Annotated in this window: 19 protein-coding genes and 1 riboswitch; of the genes, 7 read left to right on the top strand and 12 right to left on the bottom strand. The window is 43.3% G+C overall.

The annotated features are described in order from the left end of the window. Positions 1 to 12 precede the first annotated feature (12 nt). The 6 genes from spoVAD to cls all read right to left on the bottom strand — a co-directional run bounded on the left by spoVAD (position 13) and on the right by cls (position 4,807). Positions 13 to 1,017 (bottom strand): stage V sporulation protein AD, encoded by a 1,005-nt coding sequence (gene spoVAD / locus E4K68_RS08615; protein ID WP_135378529.1) that lies wholly within the window; start codon positions 1,015 to 1,017, stop codon positions 13 to 15. Next, the gene (gene spoVAC / locus E4K68_RS08610) at positions 1,018 to 1,497 is read right to left on the bottom strand and encodes a stage V sporulation protein AC (protein ID WP_135378528.1); all 480 of its coding nucleotides are present in this window, start codon (positions 1,495 to 1,497) and stop codon (positions 1,018 to 1,020) included. 11 nt (positions 1,498 to 1,508) lie between these two features. Next, positions 1,509 to 2,366 carry a DUF421 domain-containing protein gene (locus tag E4K68_RS08605; RefSeq protein WP_135378527.1) on the bottom strand — a complete coding sequence of 286 codons (858 nt, stop codon included), beginning with the start codon at positions 2,364 to 2,366 and terminating at the stop codon, positions 1,509 to 1,511. Between the two features lie 15 nt (positions 2,367 to 2,381). Continuing rightward, the gene (locus E4K68_RS08600) at positions 2,382 to 2,588 is read right to left on the bottom strand and encodes a DUF1657 domain-containing protein (protein ID WP_135378526.1); all 207 of its coding nucleotides are present in this window, start codon (positions 2,586 to 2,588) and stop codon (positions 2,382 to 2,384) included. 193 nt (positions 2,589 to 2,781) lie between these two features. Further along, the gene (locus E4K68_RS08595; RefSeq protein WP_135378525.1) at positions 2,782 to 3,279 is read right to left on the bottom strand and encodes a DUF892 family protein; all 498 of its coding nucleotides are present in this window, start codon (positions 3,277 to 3,279) and stop codon (positions 2,782 to 2,784) included. A 79-nt stretch (positions 3,280 to 3,358) separates the two neighbouring features. After that, the gene (gene cls, locus E4K68_RS08590; protein ID WP_243450312.1) at positions 3,359 to 4,807 is read right to left on the bottom strand and encodes a cardiolipin synthase; all 1,449 of its coding nucleotides are present in this window, start codon (positions 4,805 to 4,807) and stop codon (positions 3,359 to 3,361) included. 285 nt (positions 4,808 to 5,092) lie between these two features. Here cls and amrA point away from each other — a divergent pair, with 285 nt between their 5' ends. Together amrA and amrS are read left to right on the top strand one after the other, a co-directional pair. Further along, on the top strand, positions 5,093 to 6,352 hold the full coding sequence (gene amrA, locus E4K68_RS08585) for an AmmeMemoRadiSam system protein A (RefSeq protein WP_135378523.1): 1,260 nt from the start codon (positions 5,093 to 5,095) through the stop codon (positions 6,350 to 6,352). A 61-nt stretch (positions 6,353 to 6,413) separates the two neighbouring features. Continuing rightward, a complete protein-coding gene (amrS, locus tag E4K68_RS08580; protein ID WP_243450320.1) occupies positions 6,414 to 7,388 on the top strand; it encodes an AmmeMemoRadiSam system radical SAM enzyme in 975 nt (324 codons plus the stop codon). On the opposite strand, the gene E4K68_RS08575 is transcribed toward amrS, so the two are convergent. Next, positions 7,385 to 8,659: an ArsB/NhaD family transporter gene (locus tag E4K68_RS08575; RefSeq protein ID WP_135378521.1), complete on the bottom strand. Its 1,275-nt coding sequence runs from the start codon at positions 8,657 to 8,659 to the stop codon at positions 7,385 to 7,387. The two genes, amrS and E4K68_RS08575, sit on opposite strands and share 4 nt — an antisense overlap. Positions 8,660 to 8,747: 88 nt before the next feature. After that, positions 8,748 to 8,849, bottom strand: a riboswitch (cyclic di-GMP riboswitch). Between the two features lie 165 nt (positions 8,850 to 9,014). On the opposite strand from E4K68_RS08575, the gene E4K68_RS08570 reads away from it, so the two are divergent. The 4 genes from E4K68_RS08570 (at position 9,015) to E4K68_RS08555 (ending at position 14,381) form a co-directional block, all read left to right on the top strand. Next, positions 9,015 to 9,827 carry a manganese catalase family protein gene (locus E4K68_RS08570; protein ID WP_135378520.1) on the top strand — a complete coding sequence of 271 codons (813 nt, stop codon included), beginning with the start codon at positions 9,015 to 9,017 and terminating at the stop codon, positions 9,825 to 9,827. Between the two features lie 261 nt (positions 9,828 to 10,088). After that, the gene (locus E4K68_RS08565; protein ID WP_135378519.1) at positions 10,089 to 10,550 is read left to right on the top strand and encodes a MarR family transcriptional regulator; all 462 of its coding nucleotides are present in this window, start codon (positions 10,089 to 10,091) and stop codon (positions 10,548 to 10,550) included. Positions 10,551 to 10,647: 97 nt separating this feature from the next. Next, complete coding sequence (locus E4K68_RS08560) at positions 10,648 to 12,375, top strand: ABC transporter ATP-binding protein (protein ID WP_135378518.1); 1,728 nt, start codon at positions 10,648 to 10,650, stop codon at positions 12,373 to 12,375. After that, a complete protein-coding gene (locus E4K68_RS08555) occupies positions 12,372 to 14,381 on the top strand; it encodes an ABC transporter ATP-binding protein (RefSeq protein ID WP_135378517.1) in 2,010 nt (669 codons plus the stop codon). Before E4K68_RS08560 ends, E4K68_RS08555 begins: the two co-directional genes overlap by 4 nt. 65 nt (positions 14,382 to 14,446) lie before the next feature. Here the strand turns inward: E4K68_RS08555 and E4K68_RS08550 are convergent, their stop codons facing one another. Then, positions 14,447 to 15,346 carry a LysR family transcriptional regulator gene (locus E4K68_RS08550; protein WP_135378516.1) on the bottom strand — a complete coding sequence of 300 codons (900 nt, stop codon included), beginning with the start codon at positions 15,344 to 15,346 and terminating at the stop codon, positions 14,447 to 14,449. Between the two features lie 132 nt (positions 15,347 to 15,478). Between E4K68_RS08550 and E4K68_RS20630 the strand changes: the two genes are divergently transcribed. Next, positions 15,479 to 15,643, top strand: coding sequence for a hypothetical protein (locus E4K68_RS20630; protein ID WP_199241726.1), 165 nt, complete (start codon positions 15,479 to 15,481; stop codon positions 15,641 to 15,643). A 366-nt stretch (positions 15,644 to 16,009) separates the two neighbouring features. On the opposite strand, the gene tsaA is transcribed toward E4K68_RS20630, so the two are convergent. Genes tsaA through cbiM form a run of 4 tightly spaced genes read right to left on the bottom strand, consistent with a single transcriptional unit; the run spans position 16,010 to position 19,499 of the window. Next, a complete protein-coding gene (gene tsaA, locus E4K68_RS08545; protein WP_135378515.1) occupies positions 16,010 to 16,669 on the bottom strand; it encodes a tRNA (N6-threonylcarbamoyladenosine(37)-N6)-methyltransferase TrmO in 660 nt (219 codons plus the stop codon). Between the two features lie 41 nt (positions 16,670 to 16,710). Next, complete coding sequence (locus E4K68_RS08540) at positions 16,711 to 17,505, bottom strand: ABC transporter ATP-binding protein (protein WP_135378514.1); 795 nt, start codon at positions 17,503 to 17,505, stop codon at positions 16,711 to 16,713. A gap of 4 nt (positions 17,506 to 17,509) precedes the next feature. Continuing rightward, a complete protein-coding gene (gene cbiQ / locus E4K68_RS08535) occupies positions 17,510 to 18,469 on the bottom strand; it encodes a cobalt ECF transporter T component CbiQ (RefSeq protein WP_135378513.1) in 960 nt (319 codons plus the stop codon). After that, positions 18,438 to 19,499, bottom strand: coding sequence for a cobalt transporter CbiM (gene cbiM, locus E4K68_RS08530; protein WP_135378512.1), 1,062 nt, complete (start codon positions 19,497 to 19,499; stop codon positions 18,438 to 18,440). The genes cbiQ and cbiM overlap by 32 nt, the downstream gene beginning before the upstream one ends. Between the last annotated feature and the right edge of the window lie 25 nt (positions 19,500 to 19,524).

The following is a 19,524-nucleotide window of genomic DNA, read 5'->3' as shown; positions in this document are numbered from 1 at the left end:
TAAACAGCTCCTTTAGATCTCGATGCATACTGCATGGGCAATCGAAGGGATACTTTCTTTCTGCTGGTAGGACATAGGAGAAAGTAAGGCGCCTGTGGCAATGACTAGGATCTTTCTTAACTCTCCCTTACGCATGCGATTTAGAAAGTGGCCAAAGGTCGTCACTGCAGCACAACCGCATCCACTGCCACCAGCCATAACGACAGGTTGATCCTCCTTGTAGATTAAAATCCCGCAATCTGTGAAGATCCCTTCGGGTATGTTAAGACCATGCTTTTTTAATAAATCGCCTGCAATCCTATGACCAACTCTACCAAGGTCACCCGTGGCAATCAGATCATAATAACTGGGATCTCGATCTAAATCTCTAAAATGTGCTTCAAGGGTATCAACTGCTGCTGGAGCCATTGCTGCCCCCATATTGAAGGGATCAGAAAGCCCCATATCAATCACTCGCCCGATAGTTGATGCCGTTACTTTTGGACCTTCTCCCTGATCAGCAACCAGAGCGGCTCCTGATCCCGTTACAGTCCATTGGGCTGTGGGCGGTTTTTGGGAACCATATTCTGTTGGATACCTGAACTGTTTTTCCGAAGCTGCATTATGGCTGGATACGCAGACTAAAGCATTCTTGGCAAATTTACTATCGACAAGAAGGGAGGCCAGTGACAACCCTTCCATAGAAGTAGAACAAGCACCATAAAGCCCTAGAAAAGGAACGGACAAAGTACGAGCAGAAAAACTGCTGGGGAAAATCTGGTTGATCAAATCTCCGCTAAGCAAAAACTGAACATCTTCCTTTTTCATATTGGCCTTTTTTATAGCTATCTCACAGGCCTGTTCTTGCAGTTTTTGTTCCGCTTTTTCAAAGCTATCTTGTCCAAGTCGGATATCTCCATGGAGGAGGTCGAAATCGGAAGCTAATAGACCTTGCGCTTCATAGGGTCCCCCTACTGCAGCTGAAGCGATAATGGTGGGTTTTGTCTCGAAAACCCAGGTCTGATGACCTTTTAACATTTATATCACACCCAATGCTCTTAAACTTATAACGACTAGGGAAACGACAAAGGCAGAGAAGACACCAAAAACGATTACCGGGCCTGCGAGTTTAAACATATTTCCCCCGACGCCCAGAACATAACCTTCAGTTTGGTGTTCAATGGCAGCTGAAGCGATGGTATTGGCAAAGCCGGTAATTGGAATAACGGTACCTGCTCCGGCAAACTGGGCAATATGGTCAAATACTCCGAAACCTGTTAATAAGACAGTTATGATAATGACCACTGCCACTGTAGGATTGCTGGCACTTTCTTGAGAAAGGTGAAAATACTTAACAAAGAACATTTGTATGGCTTGACCGAGAGTACAAATAAACCCTCCCACGAAAAAAGCCTTGACACAGTTTAAAACAATCGGTCGTTTTGGCTCTCTTTCTTGAGCAAATTGTTGGTATTCCTGCTGAGTAGGAGAAAGCTTTTTTTTCTTCTTGATGGACATAACAGCACCTCTTAATGCAATAAGTAAGGACGTAATTTGTTCAGGAGATCTTCAAGTTTTCGAGAGTTTTTAGAAAACATCGCTTTTGCTTTAGTATCCTCAGTTTGCAGAGCAAACGTTACAAAGTCAGCCTGGCTCTTTTCAAGGATAGCATAGAGCATTTCCTTGACCTTGGGTTGAGGGATTTGAACGACATCGTCGAAGAGGTCAAGATATAATTCTCCTGATGAGTCGACCTGACCGAGAAATACGTTCTCAAGGGAAACTCCTATCTTATCGAGTTCGGTACTTAACCACTGCGGGTTAAGTCCTAAAGAGGCCAGGGGCTCTTCTAACATATTTCCATCAAGGGCTATAGTTTGTGGTTCAGCTTGTGGAGCAACTTTAGTTCCAAGGTCGTGTGGGGTAACGGGCTTTTTGTCTGACTTTAAGTACGGATTGATGATGCCGTTGGTCTCCATCACTGCGAATTCTACATCGGCCATGTTGAATGCGTTCCTAGAACGAAGTTGAGCTAAAAGGTCCTCACCAGTCATTCGTACACTCATAAGATTATCTTCCATAATCTTGCCATGCTTGATTAACACGGCTTCTTTCCCATGGATTAACTCGTGCATTATCTTACTCTTGATTGAGAGATAATCCAGGGCGATGGGTAAAGCTACCCAGACCAGTAGTGCGATAAAACCAGAGAATAGATTAATGAGGTTTATAGACATTAAAGACGCCACTATGGCGATAACGATATAACTTATAAAATTGAAGGGATTAATCTGGCTCATATTTCGTTTGCCCATTAGCCTGATAGCTGCCCATACTAAAAAAAACAAAGCGATTGATTTTAAAAGTACCTGCGCCCATTCCTGCATATGTATACCTACCTTTTAATTCCCTTTATACTGGGGTTCTTCAAATTCGAGTGTCTGTAATCTGTTTTCTAGATCTTCAATAATTGAACTGGTTTCTTTGAGTGCGTATTTAAATATAGACCTAGTTTCTTTATCTCTTGTTTGAGTACTATACACTCTTAAGGTTCCACGGGCCCCCTTCAAACTCGCTAAAGTTTGTTTAACTTGAGAACCAACCGTCATAGTATCAACCTCCATTGTCACAAACTTTAGTATGGCTTTATAGAAATCTATTGACTCTCTTAATAAGCTGGTAAATTAATCCTCGATAGCCTGAACTATAGGCCTTTTTCTATCTCCAAAGAGGGTTAAAAGCTTTAAATAAAACTCTTAACCCTCTTATTTAAAAGACCGCGCAATGTATGTGGTATAGGTGCTACTGAACGTTGTACATGCCATGAGATTTCATATAGTTGAAGAGGTCTTCTCCATGTTCTTGCTCTTCTTTCTGAATGTGGTTTAAAGCTTGACGTACATTTTTATCCTGGAATTCAAAGATTGCCGTATCATAGGTGCTTGAGATATATTTCTCCGTCGAGAGCATATCATTGGCTAATTCTGCATCGTTCTGATTGAATGCGGCACCTTGTGCCTGCATTCCACTTCCTTGCCCCGATTGCATGGCTGGGCTTTGTTGTTGACCCTGCCCCTGTTGTCCTTGCCCTTGGTTCATGTTCGGAGTCTGTCCGCTTAAGATCTGAGTGATGGTATTAAAATGTTGCTGTTCATGAGAGGCATGGGTCTGAAAGAGTTGTTTAAGCTGAGGATCTTGTGCTTCGTTGGAGTATTTGTTGTATTTCTGGACGCAGTGTTGTTCGTGTTGTTTGAGATCTTGTAAAAACATGGTTTCTTTTTGGCTGAGTTGAATCGGCATTAAAGACACCTCCTTAAATGGTAAGTTTAGTCTTCCGCGAATGCTTACAGATCATGCATTCTAAAAATAACGATTGTCACTATAGCAAGGGTGACAGAAGACGCGCGTTTGCTTCCTTAATTTTTTGCCATACAGGGCGATTGGCATGATCTTCTCTATCAACCCGGATGCTATCCATTAGATCTAGGGTGAAATCCTTGTTCAATCTGGTGGCCAACTCGGAACTATACAGCATGGCACTAAGCTCAAAATCTAATTGAAAACTTCTAATATCAAAATTAGCCGAACCAACAATGCAAATCTGTTCATCGACTGTTAGAACTTTACAATGTAATATTCCCTTTTGGTAGCGGTAGATTTCAACTCCAGCGCTTAATAGGTCTTCATAGTAAGAGGAAGAGGCGAGATAGGGGATTTTGTGATCAGGCTTCCCTTGAACTAAGACTTTGACGATGATTCCACTGAGTGCTGCCGATTTTAAGGCCATAATCATGCTTTCATCCGGGATGAAATACGGTGTTGTTAGAAGAATTTCTTTCTGAGCAGTGGCTAGAATCGTAAAGAAGAGCTCCTTCATGGATTCCCGCTTAGAATCCGGCCCGCCTGCGATCACCTGAGTGAGGGATTCTCCGAAAGGTTCAAGGGGAGGATAATAGCGTTCTTCAGTAATTTCTTTATGAGTTATAAAATACCAGTCGTTTAGGAAGGTTTCTTGCAGTGTCTGTACGCTTTCTCCTTCCAGACGAAGATGCGTATCTCGCCAGAATCCGAACTTAGGATCTCGTGATAAATACTCGTCTCCGACGTTAATTCCACCGAGATATCCAGTTTTCCCATCGATAACGACCAGCTTGCGATGATTTCGGTAGTTCAGAGTGCCGATCAGTTGAGGAAATTGTAGGGGGAAAAACCAACCAATTTCAATTCCTGCTTCAGTCAAGGCTCGAAGAAACGTTTTCGGAAGGTTGTGGCTGCCCAGCCCATCAAAAATCATACGGACTTTGACTCCGGAACGGGATTTGCGGATGAGGAGGCCTTGAATTTCTTTTCCGATTTGATCCGCTCGAAAGATGTAGTACTCCATGTGAATATGGTCTTGTGCTGATTCTAGATCGCGTATTAAAGCCTGGAATTTTTCTTCCCCATTCGTGAGGACCGTAATTCGGTTGTTCCGGGACAAAGGCGCGAAGCCGCTTTGAAGCAATAGGCGCGCTAGGCGTTTACTGGAGGCGGATCCTTCATGGAAAAAGATGTCCTCTGAAGAAAGCTCTTCTTTTTGTTGGTATGAGATATGGGGCAATCGGTTGCCGGGTAAATGTTTAGAGCGAAAGAGCTTGGCTTTTCGCGGAGAACAACCAAAAAGGATATAAAGAATCAGCCCGAAGAACGGCCAAATGGCGAAGATTGCGAGCCATGATGCTGTTTTTTCGGGATTCTTACTTTCCGAGACAATAACGAGCTGTGCCATGAGTTGTCCTAATAAAAAAAATACTAAAACTACTAGAATGAACCAGAGCAATGGTACCACCTCATTCTTATGACCCCTCTGCACTTGAGAATGTCATAGTTCTTATTTTGTCATAAACATTAAGCATTAGTATAACTTAAAAATTTTAATCAATCCCCAAAGAAACTGGCAAAATGAGAATTCGAAGAAATTGGAAGAACATCTGGGCATTAAGAGCCTGATTGCATATAAAAAAGCAAGAGATGGGTGGTTGGGCAAGAAGGAAAATGAAAGTAGTTTTTTGAATGACAGACGAGGATTAGGGTAAAATGATCCTGTTAACTATGCCGAAAAGGAAGTGCTCGCATGGGTTTGGTCAATACAGTATTTGTTCCACATCCACCACTTCTCGTCCCGGAAGTTGGGCGGGGAGAAGAACGTAAGTGCCAAGCAAGTTTGGATGCTTATCATGAGATATCTCGACGTCTAGCTGTGGCGGAGATAGAGACGGTAATCCTAGTTTCCCCGCATGCCCCGCTCACCAAAGGTGGGATCACACTTTCGATGGATGATGCCGTTTACGGGAATTTCGCTCAGTTTGGAGTTGAGCAGGTCAGTTTGTCCTTTGCCAGCGACCCTGTGGTTATTGCGCAGTTTCAGAAACATCTCTCAGGTGTAGTTCCTATGCAGGGTGTAATCGATCACGGTGCCTTTGTTCCCCTGTATTTTTTACAGAAGGCAGGTTGGAATGGAAAAGTTGTACTCTTAGGGATGCCTTTAGAACAACCTGAGGAGTATGGTGAACGTATCGGGAAAATCCTAGATGAGTTGCCTGGGCGTTATGCACTGGTGGCAAGTGGGGATATGTCCCATCGCTTGAAAGAAGACGGGCCATACGGGTTTGATTCTGCAGGGCCAGAATTTGATCAATCCGTGCTCAAGGCTCTTCAAAGAGATACGAAAAAAATTATTAGTTTGCCCACTGATCTTGTCGAAAGAGCGGGCGAGTGTGGGTATCGGAGCCTTCGTTTGGCACTGGCCGCAAAAGAAGGGGCTCCTGAGGTGCTGTCGTACGAAGGTCCGTTCGGTGTGGGTTATCTAGTAGCGGATCTGTATCATTCGTCATCCTTGCCGCAATGGGCGAGGGGTTGCCTAAGTGCTTATTTGAAGCGGGAAGACCCTGATTTAAACATCCCTCATTCACCAGAGTTTGTGGTGAAGAGAGGGTGCTTTGTAACCTTGAAACAAAACGGGCAATTGCGTGGGTGTATCGGCACCACTGAACCCTGGCAGGAAAATTTGGCCCTGGAAATTCAACATAATGCGCTGGCTGCCGGAACACAGGACCCTCGTTTTCGGCCGGTCCGAGTAGAGGAACTAGATACGCTGAGCTTCACGGTGGATGTCCTCGGTGAACTCGAGAAGATCGAAGGACCAGAAGAGCTTGATCCCTGGCGTTACGGTGTGGTTGTTCGCCAACGCGGAAAAAGCGGGCTGTTGCTTCCACATTTGGAAGGGGTCGATACTGTAGCAGATCAAGTGAGCATTGCTAAACAAAAGGCGGGAATACCAGTGGAGGACCCAGTAGAATTCTGGCGCTTTGAGGTCAAACGTCATTATGAGTAATACAAGCAAAACAAGTAATTTTAGCAATGCAAGTAGTCTTGGGGATACAAGTAATATAAGCATAAGTAACCTGAGTAAAGATTCCTATAATGCGAGTTGCCTTTTGTGTCCTCAGCGATGTCAATTGAGACATGGGCAGTCAGGACGGTGTCATGCCAGGGAGAATCGAGAAGGGGAGATCATTTCTAGAATCTATGGTGAAGTAGCAGCCTGGAATTTGGATCCGATTGAGAAAAAACCTCTATATCATTTTTATCCTGGCTCTTGGATTTTTTCCGTGGGAGGCTTTGGCTGTAATCTGAGATGTTCGTTCTGTCAAAATCACGAAATATCTCAGCGACATCAAGTTGGCAAAAAAGTAACTCCTGCCGAGCTTGCAGAGCTTACCAGGCAGGAGCGGAAGTCAATAGGACTGTGTTTTACTTATTCAGAGCCGAGTATGTGGTTTGAGATGATTAGGGATACGGCTCCTCTGATTCGCGCACAGGGGGGGAAAGTAGTTCTAGTCAGTAATGGAACGATTTCTCCACGTTTTATCGAGGAGCTGATTCCATGGCTTGATGCGGTTAACATTGATATTAAAGCGTTCTCTGAGGAATTTTATCAACACTATTGTGGAGGAAAACTAGCTTGGGTTTTAGACAATGTCGAGCGTTTGGCAGGACGTGTTCACCTGGAAATCACAACCCTTGTCATTCCAGAGGCAAATGATGATCCGAAAGAAATTAGGGGATTGGCCCAATGGTTACAGAAGCTTGGTGTACCTCTAGCTTGGCATTTGAGCGGCTATCATCCTGCATACCGTTTAACGGTTCCTCCAACGGAACGACAAACCTTAGAACGATTAGGGGATATAGCTAAAGAATGGCTTCCCTATGTGTATCTGGGAAATGTCAGGGGAGGAAGTGCGACGGTTTGTCCTCGGTGTGGGGAAGCAGTGATTGAGCGTGAGCCAGTGGTCGTTAATCGCCTAAACGGAGGGTGTTGCCCGAAATGTGGGAAGGGCATTTTTGGGGTTGGGATGGATGGAGTCTAATAATAACGAATGACCAGGTACACGGATGAAATTAATACAGAGAGGATCATGACGGGAAAACCTACTTTTAAGAATTGAATATATCGTATTTTGATTCCGTTTTTCTCGGCAATTCCTGCCACTATGAGATTAGCGGAGGCTCCGACCAAGGTCCCATTCCCCCCAAGGCAGGCACCTAGAGACAAGGCCCACCAGAGGGGTTCTGTTTGGGTGGGGGTGAACTGGCTGAGTAAGGCAAGTTTTTGAATCAGGGGGATCATGGTTGCGACGAAAGGGATATTATCGAGAAAGGATGATAGTAGGGCGGATATGAAGAGAATTAACATGGCCATGAAGAGAGGGTTCCCTTGAGTTAAACTCATGCTCCATTCTGCCAGACGGTCAAGGACTCCGACCTCAATAAGTCCCCCGACAAGAACAAACAAACCGGAAAAGAAAAAGATCGTGGGCCATTCTATTGCCAAGAAAACCTCTTCGGGCTCTTCATGGGTCCAGATCATTAAAAGCATGGCACCGCTGAGAGTAATGGTGGCTGTCTCTAAGTGAAGAAAGGAATGTAGGGAAAAACCCAGAATCACTAAGCTCAGGACTGAGAGGCTTTTCTTGAGTAAGGCGAAGTCCTTAATGTGGTCCCATTCATTTTGATCCATAAGTTTAGCTTTTAATTCCTCTTGGGTGACTAACTTACGATGATAGATAAAATAGAAAGTGAATAGCGTAACAACAATAATAATGAGAATAATGGGAGTAAGGTTCATAAGAAAGGCCACAAAACTGAGACCTGTTTGTCCGGCGATAATAATATTAGGTGGGTCTCCGATAAGAGTTGCTGTACCACCAATATTACTCATGATAATTTGGCTGAAGAGGAAGGGTATTGGATCGACCTCTAATTGATCAGCGATGGAGAGGGCTACAGGGACAATCAATAACATGGTGGTGACGTTATCCAAGAGTGCAGATAGGAAAGCCGTGAGCAGGGACAAGGAGAGCATCAATAATAGGGGATCCCCCTTGACCTTTTTGCTAACCCAGATTGCCAGAAAGGTAAATATCCCAGATCGTCGAGTTAGATCGACGATAATCATCATCCCAATCAAGAGTCCTAAAGTATTCCAATCAATGTAATGAATCGCCTTTTCTTGTGTAAGAACTCCAAGGATAATCAGTAGTGAGGCACCAAAAACTGCGGTCACTGCACGAGGAATTTTTTCTGTAATGATGAAGAAATAGCTGAATATAAAAATACTGATGGCTACTCCGATGAGCATTAGTACACCTCCCAAAACGTTTACTTCTAATGTTTTCAAAATAAAAGAGAGTAGTCTTAAACGACTACTCTCCCCAGAGAAGTTCTATGCTTGTAGTCTGGCGATCTTAGCTTAATTCATCTTATGAATTAAAGCCTTAGACCCATGACTTTAGCGTCCTTCGCTTTCGCGGAGTTTACCCCAACCGAACTGCTAATTTTGATATCTAGAATAACATCATATCAAAAAAGATCAATAATAGTCAAGAACTAAAGCTTAAATTCAGAATATTTCTCTGGATAAGATTTTGGGGTTAATCAAATAATAACACGAAATTAGATAAACTAATTTTCTTCAAAAAAGGAGGTTTTCTAAAGTGTTTAAGCATGTTAAGGATATGGAATACACGGTACATGTCGATCGACCAGACCCCCGCTTTGCGGTCTTGCTACTGGAACAGTTTGGAGGAGGGAATGGTGAGCTTAAAGCAGCCATGCAGTATTTCTCTCAGAGTTTAGGATGTAATGATCCTAAAATACGGGACTTGCTGCAAGATATTGCGGCTGAAGAGTTGAGCCATTTAGAGATGGTGGGAGAGTGTCTTGGAATGTTAATTGGCCCTGTCGACAGCATTCCTAAAGATTTCTCGGCAAATCATATGGCCTTGCTTGGAGGTGGACCACTTCTGGTTAATTCTGCTGGTGTTCCTTGGAGCTCAACCTTCGTCAATTCAATGGGAGATATCTACACGGACCTTTCATCAAATGCTGGGGCAGAGCTGCGGGCTAAGCTAATCTATGAGCGTCTTCTTCAACAAACCGATGACGCCGGAGTTAAGGACATGATTCGTTTTCTCTTGAGTCGCGAAGAATCTCATAACTTTTCCTTTATGCAAGCAATTAATACGTTGCAGGGAACGGGTGTCAATAAGGACTTCCGAGACTCGGACTTCTCTAAGAAATACATGAACATGTCAACAGGTCAGGGAGATAGCCGGGGACCTTGGAATCAAGGTAACGAGTTCTCCTATGAGGAGAACCCGAACGAGAAGTATGGAGGGCCAGCCCAGTATGGAAAAGATCCACAAGCAACCGGTGCGAGGGAAGTTGCTCCAGGCTATAATGACCATATGCGAAATAATCCTCAATATTCTCAACCGCAACCTCAGCTTCCGCCTAAACAACATTAAGATAAGGCTTTATGGAGGCGAGTAAGGATATCTGGTGTCTGGTGAGACATATTATCGATAATAATTATGGAATTGAATAATGACTAAAGCAAAACGGACAGTTAAATGTCCGTTTTTTGTGGGTTGGATTTGAGTTGAAATTCAATGTTTGACAAATATATACTTACAGAGTAATATATTTCGTGTACGAAATATTCATATACGTAATATAATCATGGATAATATTTCATATACGAAATACGGAGATAGGATGGTTGACAAATGGAAAATTTAAATGAAAGTACGAAGATCGCCAAGCTTCTACAGGAAGTCATGCTCCTTTTTAAGAACAACATGAGTAGTGTCATGGAGAATACGGGTATGACAATCCCTCAAATGATGGTGATGGGGATTTTAGGTAAGGAAAAAACGCTTAAGATTACGGAATTAAGTGGCAAACTTAATCTATCTAATAGTACGGTATCTGGCATTTTAGATAGGATGGAAAAGTTAGGAATGGTAGAACGATTAAGAAGTGAACAAGATAGAAGAGTGGTTCACGTCAGCGTAGCTCCAAATTTTGTGGAGATGCATCAAATATTCCATAAACGTTTTGAAGAAAACATTGCTTTAACAATGGACCAAGGTACCCCGGAAGAACTTAATAAAATATATGAAGGTTTAGAGGTTCTGAAAAGGCTTCTAAGAAGTAAGGAAGTCGAGAAGAATGATTCGAAATTATAAACGAAAGGTAAACGGAGGGCGGGATTATAGTGATAGAAGAGATAAAAATAGTAGAGATAGTAAAATTGTTGAGATTAGTAGAGAGAGGAGACTGTGAATGATTAAATTGTATCGATTTTTAAAACCATATACTGCATATATTACGGTTGTCATCGTACTGCTTTTTGCACAAGTCCTTTCCGATCTTTATTTACCGACCTTGATGGCGAATATTGTGGACCACGGGATTGTCAACAAAGATGTCAATTATATTCTAAGAGTTGGTGGTTTCATGTTGCTTGTTGCAGCAGGTGGAACCTTGTGCGCCATTATTGCAACCTACCTGTCTTCCAAAACCGCTGTGGGTTTTGGGAAGATATTGCGGGAAAAGATCTTCACTAAGGTCGAAAGTTTTTCTTTGCATGAATTTGATAAAATTGGAACTGCAACCCTCATTACCAGAACGACAAATGACGTAACGCAAGTTCAGCAAGTGTCAGTTTTGATTTTAAGTATGATGGTCAGTGCACCTTTAACCTGTATCGGTGGTATCATCATGGCCATTCAAGAAGATCGGGGTTTGACCTGGGTGCTTTTGGTCTCAGTGCCAGTCCTCTTTGCCATTATTGGAATCGTGCTGGCAAAGGGCGTACCTCTATTTAAACTGATGCAGGTTAAAATCGACAAATTAAATCTGGTTTTACGTGAGAATCTTACAGGTATCAGAGTAGTGCGAGCTTTTAATCGTATTGATCAAGAAAAGAAGAGATTTGATGATGCCAACTCGGACCTTATGAATAACGCGGTTAAAGTTAACAAGATCATGGCTATCTTAATGCCAATGATGATGTTGATTATGAACTTTACGACGATCGCTATTATTTGGTTTGGTGGTATTCGAATCAACAATGGAGATATGCAGGTTGGATCATTAATGGCTTTTATCCAATATGCCACGCAAATTCTTTTCTCCTTGCTTATGCTCACCATGTTATTTATCATGGTCCCGCGTGCTCAGGCTTCGGCTGTGAGAATCAATGAAGTCTTGGATACTGAACCGGAAATCAAGGATCCTTTCAAGGGCAATCCCACTAGCCTGCAACGAGGTTTTGTTGAGTTTAAGAATGTTTCCTTTAGCTACCCTGGTGCAGAACAACCTGCGATCAGTGATATAACTCTTAGCGCAAAACCAGGAGAGATTACGGCAATAATTGGAGGGACTGGCTCGGGTAAATCGACAATGGTCAATCTAATGACACGTTTTTATGATGTGGAAAGCGGAAGTGTGTTGGTTGATGGGGTGGATGTTCGAGAAATGAGTCAAGAAAGTTTAAGAGCCAAGATAGGCTTTGTTCCTCAAAAAACGGTTCTATTTTCGGGTACTATTGCGGAAAATATCAAATATGGCAGGGAAGAAGCCACCCTAGACGAGATTAAGCATGCAGCACAGGTGGCCCAAGCAACCGATTTTATAACGGAAATGGAAGCAGGCTTTAATCATATGATTGCCCAGGGTGGAACGAACGTTTCGGGTGGGCAGAAGCAACGTCTCTCCATTGCCCGTGCTTTAATTCGCAGACCTGAAATCTATATCTTCGACGATAGTTTCTCGGCACTCGATTTTAAGACAGATGCTAGGTTAAGAGCGGCTCTTAAACCCGAAATCGCGGATGCGACTGTGTTTATTATCGCGCAAAGGGTTACAACTGTGATGGATGCCGATAGAATCATTGTTTTAGATGATGGGCTGATCGCCGGAATTGGGACGCATAAGGAACTATTAAATTCCTGTGAGGTGTATCGTGAGATTGTGGCTTCACAGCTTTCAGAGGGAGAAATAGCATGAGTGAAGAGCGTAAAGTTGATAAACCACAACAGGAAGCCATGGGAGGAAGACAGGGAGGACCTGGAGGAACCATTGGGAGACCCGTAGAAAAGGCAAAGAATTTTAAAGGTACTCTGTTAAGGCTACTTCAGTATTTAAGACCACGCGGAATTCAGTTAAGTACCGTCTTCATTTTTGCCATTCTAAGCACTGTGTTCAGCATTTTAGGACCTAAGATCATGGGTAATGCCACAACGAAATTGTTTGAAGGCATCATGGGCAAAATGACGTTGGCTAAGCTGCTACCCCAGCAGGATATGTTGAGCAAATTGGCAGCTAATCCGAAAACAGCGACCCCAGAGGTGGTTGGAGGATTAACGCAAGTTAAAGCAGGGATTGCCAAAATTATGGCCTTGAATGGTGGAAAAATTGATTTTGACTATATTCTTAGAATCGTTCTGATTCTAATAGGGTTATATCTCGTGAGTGCCTTATTTGGTTATGTTCAACAATATATTATGGCGGGAGTGGCCCAAAAAACAGTTTACGATATACGTAAAGAAGTGGATGACAAGCTATCTCGGTTGCCTCTTAAATTCTTTGATGCTAGGACACATGGCGAAATCTTGAGTCGAGTCACCAACGATGTGGATAATATTGCTAATACCTTACAGCAAAGTCTTACCCAACTGATCACGTCAATCGTAACGATTATTGGAGTTATCGTCATGATGCTAACCATCAGCCCGCTCCTAACCTTGATTGTTATTTTAACACTTCCTCTTTATGTTTTAGTAACCGCTGGTATTGCTAAACGCTCCCAAAAACACTTTGCAGCTCAGCAGAAATCTCTCGGTGATCTGAATGGGCATGTTGAAGAAATGTACACGGGGCATGTTATTGTTAAGGCTTTTGGACACGAGAGGAAATCCATCGAGACTTTCAATGAAATCAATGACCGCCTCTATGATTCTGGGTGGAAAGCACAATTCATCTCAGGTATTATCATGCCTCTCATGAGATTTGTAAGCAATCTGGGGTATGTTATTATCAGTGTTGTTGGTGGTATTTTTGTCACGAATGGGAGAATAACGATTGGGGATATTCAGGCGTTTATTCAGTATTCAAGACAATTTACCATGCCGATTGTCCAAACTGCCAATATAGCCAACATTATTCAATCGACCGTTGCATCCGCTGAACGTGTCTTTGAACTCCTAGATGAAGTAGAAGAATTGCCGGATCGTGGGGATGCCAAGGTTATCGCTTTCCCTAAGGGAGATGTCAAATTTGAAGATGTCGATTTCAGTTACAAAGAGAATGAAGCTTTGATTAAGGGTATGAATATTGACGTCAAGCAGGGAAACACAATTGCCATCGTGGGACCAACGGGTGCTGGCAAAACGACTCTAGTCAACCTGTTGATGCGTTTCTATGAAATCAATGCTGGCAAGATTACAGTTGACGGAGTAGATATCAGAGACATTAAACGCGGTGCTTTGCGTAATATCTTTGGAATGGTACTTCAAGACACATGGCTCTTTAATGGCACGATCATGGAGAATATCGCCTACGGTCGGGAAGGTGCAACCGATCAAGAAGTCATAAGTGCAGCAAAAGCAGCACATGCTCATCATTTCATTAAGACTCTTCCAGAAGGGTACAACACCATTTTAAATGAGGAAGCCTCCAATATTTCGCAGGGTCAAAAACAGCTTATCACCATCGCACGAGCCATACTTGCCGATCCAGCAATCTTGATTCTGGATGAAGCAACCAGTAGTGTTGACTCGAGAACAGAAGTGTATATTCAACGTGCCATGACAGACCTGATGAATGGAAGAACGAGCTTTGTCATCGCCCATAGACTTTCGACGATCAGAGATGCAGATTTGATTCTCGTGATGAACAAAGGAACTATTATTGAAATGGGCAATCATAATGAGCTTCTAGCTCAGAAAGGCTTCTATGCTGATCTTTACAATAGTCAGTTCACAGGAGCAAACTTGGATACAGAAGTGGTGTAAGCAGCAGACAAGAGAAGTGGGGGCTGGATTTTATAATCTAGCACCCACTTCTCTTGTCTGGATTTTTATATGAAATGCTCATTAGATGTAAAATAATCTTTGGCAAACTGTAACCATAAACGTGCTGCGTGGGACATAGAACGACCTCTTTTCCATACGATAGACATGTTGTGTATTATCTGAGGTTCCATTAAAGGGACGGAGACAATGCGATTAGAGTCTAATTCCTTGCACACCGCACTGGGCAAGAACGCAATCCCTAAGTTAGCGGCTACCATTTGTGTCATAAGCTCAAGCTGAGAGGTTTCAAAAATAACGTTTGGGGAAAAGCCAACATTTCTGCACTGATTTATGATCTCATCATGTAGGCTGAAATCGTTACTGTATAATACAAAAGATTCATTAGATAATGATGCCAGCTCAATTGACGGTAACTGACTTATGGGATTCTGAGAGGAGACAATAACGAAAAGGGGGTCCTTGGCAAAAGAAAGGGAGTCATAATAATGATTATCCGGTACTATGCAGATTACGCCAGCATCCAAAGTCCCGTCTTGAATAGCGGATGCTACTTTTTTTGATCCATATTCTAGCAAACTAATTTCGATTTGAGGGTACCTCTTTTTAAATTCTCCCAGCAACTCAGCAAATATGGTAGTGCTAGTGATTGGAAGTAAGCCGATAGAAATTTTCCCCTTTTCCATTTTAATTCTATTTTCAAATTCGGGGGTAAGGTTATGAAACATCACCACTAATTGCTGTGCTTGATCTAAAAAGATAATGCCTGTATCAGTTAATTGAACATACTTCGAGGTCCGATTAAATAACGGAGTTCCTAGTTCTGTTTCTAAATCTTTTATCATCTTGCTAACTGCTGATTGGGATACGTGGCTTATAGTAGCGGCTTTACTAAAGCTTTTTTGGCGAGCCACTTCAACAAAATATTCTAAATGTCGAATTTCCAAAGTAGACACCTCCAAATACAGCATACTATCTATTTCAGTCATAGTAAAGATCGTTATTATATGTTTTACTTATAGAGAAATTGGATTTAGAATAGTGACAGAGAAGATACAGAAATTAAGGAGATGTTAACTATGTTTAACCAAAAATTAAGTCCTAAAAATCGCGTTGAAAGGTTTGTAAGTATAATGACAAACAATAAAACTATCGTAGTAAAGGTCATAGATGTAAAGAAAGCAGCAAATGTAGACCTTACACAAACCAAAGAATTTTGGTCTAACTTAGCAGTAATCAGTTAATAAAATCAAAGAACTATTTTGATTGTAACCTTAAATCAAATCATAATAACGCTTAAATCAAGGAGGGCACTTATTATTAATTCTTTGAGAAATCCTTTTAAAATGGAAAATGAGTAGCTCCTTCTACGACAAAAGTTAAGCTACTCATTTTCGAAATTAGTTGCACTATTGGCAACCTAAAAACTGGAGTGTTAGTAGCACTCCAGTTTTTTATTAGGATATCTACGTTAAAAACACTGAAAACGATATTGAAAATACACAACTATAGTACCATTAACACATTGATAACGCAATTATGGCCCTATCGTATATACTAGGCCCTTTTTCCCAAACCCCATAAGATTGTGTGCGTTCACCTGTTAGTTCTTAATCGTTATGTACATGATGACGTCTATGATCGGGTTTGTCTTGACCATCCTCGTATGATGGGCGGTCGTGGTGGCTGTGTTGGTTATGGTTGGGGTCACTGTGGTGAGTTTGTTTGTGAACATCATCATGTTCGTGTGGATGATGATGTTCATGTGAGTGTTCGTGAGCATGCTCATGTTTAAGTCCCAGGGCATGGGCTATTGTATGTTCTTTATCTGGAAGGATATCAAACCAGCCGTTATTTGCATCATCAATGCTGTCCCGGAATTGAATATACGGCTTAATATCAAGTAAAGGTGTACCATTATAGGCATCGATTCCAGAAATAATGAGTTCGTTGCCCTGAATTTCCTTTAATTGCACAATACTTAGCCCGATTGGGTTGGGCCTCTGGGGGGATCGGCTCGCAAACAGTCCAATTTCGAGTTCGGGTGCCCAAGGGGAGTGGGTGAGAAGTTCGACGGGAGGGGTTACTTGGTCGAGGTGATATAGCACATAGATGTAGTTGAAATTATCTAAGGACTTCAAAGCACTTGCATACTCAGGATTGAGTGTAATCCAGAAATCACCAGGTGCGTCTGGGAGCGGCTGATGGGGGGTATTAAAGGAAAGATAGGGGGTATGAATTGTACCAATTGATTGAAGTGTGATGCTCATACAGATCTCCTTTCATTAAACCATTACTCTAATTCATGTGCTTAACCATGTTCTTTAGATCCACCAATGTGAAAATGTGAGCGCTCATGAATGAGGTTTACATCCAAAAGAAGGCGACGGTTACTGAGAATCTCGTACGCTGTGCTGTCTGCTGCAACCGTGTGGTTTTCGCGCAGAACGATGACTCGTTGGGCAATTTCTTCCACAATGGAGAGGTCGTGGGTGGCGGTGATAATCGTTTTTCCGGCATTTTGGAGGGCTGACAGAAATTCTACAAGCCAAAATTGAGTACGTGGGTCGAGCCCATTCGTAGGCTCATCCAGAAATAATACATCGGGATTAGCGGTCAGGACGCATGCCAAAGCGACTTTCTTCTTTTCTCCGCCACTCAGTTTGTAGGGAGGACGGTCTAAGAAGGGTGTGATGCCGAGTAGGTCTGCAGTTTCATTAATCCGTTGTTTAATTTGTTCAGTCGTGAGGCCAAGCTGTAATGGGGCAAACGATAATTCATCACGAACGGTGGCTGAAAACAATTGGGCATCAGAGTTTTGGAAAATAAAGCCTACGCGCTGGCGAAACTCCGCTAAGTACGAGGGATTTTGCAGTTTTTTTTCTGTAAGTTCCTGTCCAAAGGCTAAGATTTGACCAGATGTAGGATGGACGAGGCCAGCTAGAATTTTAAGGAGTGTGGATTTACCACTTCCATTAGCTCCCAGAATGACAAGGCTCTGCCCAGGGTAGACCTGCAGATGAATGTCGGAAAGGACAGGATGCTCAGGAACATAGGCGTAAGAAACGGCAACTAGTTTAAACAGAGGAACGGTTTGTTGTGACAAGTTCTCATCCTCCCAAGACTTTATCAGCAGCATAAAGTGTTAAGCTCGCCATGAGGCTAACCCCCAGGCTAAAGACGTCCATCCAACGTAGTTGAAAATGCTGAAGAGTATGAATTTCACCGGTATATCCCCGTGCGGTCATTGAGGTATACACCTCTTCGCTCATTTGTAGGGATTTGCCAAAAAGGTGAGCAATCGATGATCCAACGAAACGCCGTTGCTCTGCGCCGGACGATTGCCCTGCGTCACGAGCTTTTCGCGCCAAGAACATGTCCTCTAAAAGGGTAATGAGCACGAAGATATAGCGGTAGGTCATTTCTAAAGTAACGATGAAAATCTTAGGAACAAAAAAGGTACGTAAAGCGCGCAGCAGGTTGTTCCAACGTGTCGTTAAGGTGAGAAGAACCGCGAGAGTGACAGAAATCCCCACTCGGCTAATCAGGAGAACTGCTCCCCAAAAGCCCTGTCGAGTGATGAATAATTCAGGTGGGAAATGAACCGGTCCGATGTGGGGTGGGGTCGCGAAGGTCCAAATTTGCCAGAGGAGGTCACCAGGGCGTACCCAATTAAATAGGGCAGGTAGGACCATGATGCCAGTAAATAAGGGAATAACGAACCAAACCCGCTGAATCAGGAAACGACTAGGCACTTTTGACAACATTGCGAGGGTTAAAATCCCGAGATAGATTCCCCAAAGCAACGGCAAATGGCGCAGAAGATTGACAGTGATGAGGAGGGAGAAAATAGCCAAGAGCTTAAGGCGGGGATCCATGGCTTGTAGAAACCCTGGGCGAAGAGCGATTTCTTCGGAATAAACGGATTCTCGTATGAGATGAACAATACCTTGCAGGGTCTTCTGAATAAAATTGGACCGCTTTGCTTTTTGGGGGGCTGGGGAAGAAGATTGAAGTGAGGGAAAAGTCGGAAGTTCACTATTTTTTTGCAACCAAAGTGGAAGCTCCATTCCGAACCTCTCCCTTCCGGAAGAGACGTTGAAGCACATAGGCCGTTCCTCCTATTGCGAGGAGTCCGACAAAGGCCGATAGGAGATACCCTAAGGATTGTTGCCAAAATGTCTGGGTCAAAGCAGGCGCGCCATAACCCTTTAAGAGGGCGTGATCCCAAAAAGTATTGAGTTTTTGCATCCCGGCAGGAACAAAACCTAACTGACCCTGAATTTCTTCGGAACTCCATTCTCCCCAGGCAGTCCCGCTAGCCAATAATCCCAGAGGACTCAGTACGACAAGGGCCAGAATCCCTGTAATCAGCTTGCCATAGCGTGGACTAGGGTTATGATCTGCACTGTGGACTGTGCTGGGTCTCATGATTTGAAGAAGAGCTGGGTTATTACGTTGCAAGTAGGAAAGAGCGAGAAAGGTAACCAAACCTTCTACGGGTCCAGCTATGATTACATGGCCAAAAAGCATGGCTGGGAGAGCTACGTTTAGTCCATACGGACTGTAGAGGGGCATGCCGTTGGCACTGTGAAAAAGAAGTGGTTGCAGCCCAAATTCAACTCCTGCTACCAGTGCGGCCACATTGATGGCAAGGTATCCAGCGACAGCGGCGGCAATCAGCCTACGCTTCGATTCGACCGCGCTTTGACCAGCGATCAGACGATAAACTGCATAGCCTACAAGGGGGAGAATGATCCCCATATTGAAAATATTGGCTCCGAGGGCTAGAATTCCTCCATCTCCAAAGAAGAGAGCTTGAATGACGAGAGCGATGGATACCCCGATCATGGCTGCCCATGGACCCAGGAGAATGGCAAGAAGGGTCCCCCCGACCGCATGGGCAGTGGTTCCATCGGGTATGGGGATATTAAACATCATAATGGTAAAGGAAAAAGCGGCTCCAATCGAAAGTAAAGGGATGTATTTTGACTGAACGGTCTTGGAGGTTTTGTAAGCGGCCCCGGCAGCCGTCAGCGCACTGACGACCCCTAATACTGCATTGGTTTGTGGGCTTAAGTACCCGTCAGGAATATGCATAAGGGTCTCTCCTCTCTTCGATCTG

This window comes from Desulfosporosinus sp. Sb-LF, assembly GCF_004766055.1.
Classification (GTDB): Bacteria; Bacillota; Desulfitobacteriia; order Desulfitobacteriales; family Desulfitobacteriaceae; genus Desulfosporosinus.
Note: the sequence above shows the minus strand (reverse complement) of the source record. Positions and strands in the feature narration are given on the sequence as shown.

What these genes read in the sequence shown, in the direction of transcription:
- E4K68_RS08560 (WP_135378518.1), top strand. Translation starts at nt 10,648, where the DNA reads ATGATTAAATTGTATCGATTTTTAAAACCATATACTGCATATATTACG.
- E4K68_RS08575 (WP_135378521.1), bottom strand. Translation starts at nt 8,659, where the DNA reads ATGCTCATCGGAGTAGCCATCAGTATTTTTATATTCAGCTATTTCTTC.
- spoVAD (WP_135378529.1), bottom strand. Translation starts at nt 1,017, where the DNA reads ATGTTAAAAGGTCATCAGACCTGGGTTTTCGAGACAAAACCCACCATT.
- E4K68_RS08595 (WP_135378525.1), bottom strand. Translation starts at nt 3,279, where the DNA reads ATGCCGATTCAACTCAGCCAAAAAGAAACCATGTTTTTACAAGATCTC.
- tsaA (WP_135378515.1), bottom strand. Translation starts at nt 16,669, where the DNA reads ATGAGCATCACACTTCAATCAATTGGTACAATTCATACCCCCTATCTT.
- amrA (WP_135378523.1), top strand. Translation starts at nt 5,093, where the DNA reads ATGGGTTTGGTCAATACAGTATTTGTTCCACATCCACCACTTCTCGTC.
- E4K68_RS08555 (WP_135378517.1), top strand. Translation starts at nt 12,372, where the DNA reads ATGAGTGAAGAGCGTAAAGTTGATAAACCACAACAGGAAGCCATGGGA.
- cbiQ (WP_135378513.1), bottom strand. Translation starts at nt 18,469, where the DNA reads ATGGAGCTTCCACTTTGGTTGCAAAAAAATAGTGAACTTCCGACTTTT.
- E4K68_RS08605 (WP_135378527.1), bottom strand. Translation starts at nt 2,366, where the DNA reads ATGCAGGAATGGGCGCAGGTACTTTTAAAATCAATCGCTTTGTTTTTT.
- cbiM (WP_135378512.1), bottom strand. Translation starts at nt 19,499, where the DNA reads ATGCATATTCCTGACGGGTACTTAAGCCCACAAACCAATGCAGTATTA.
- E4K68_RS08565 (WP_135378519.1), top strand. Translation starts at nt 10,089, where the DNA reads ATGGAAAATTTAAATGAAAGTACGAAGATCGCCAAGCTTCTACAGGAA.
- E4K68_RS20630 (WP_199241726.1), top strand. Translation starts at nt 15,479, where the DNA reads ATGTTTAACCAAAAATTAAGTCCTAAAAATCGCGTTGAAAGGTTTGTA.
- spoVAC (WP_135378528.1), bottom strand. Translation starts at nt 1,497, where the DNA reads ATGTCCATCAAGAAGAAAAAAAAGCTTTCTCCTACTCAGCAGGAATAC.
- E4K68_RS08600 (WP_135378526.1), bottom strand. Translation starts at nt 2,588, where the DNA reads ATGACGGTTGGTTCTCAAGTTAAACAAACTTTAGCGAGTTTGAAGGGG.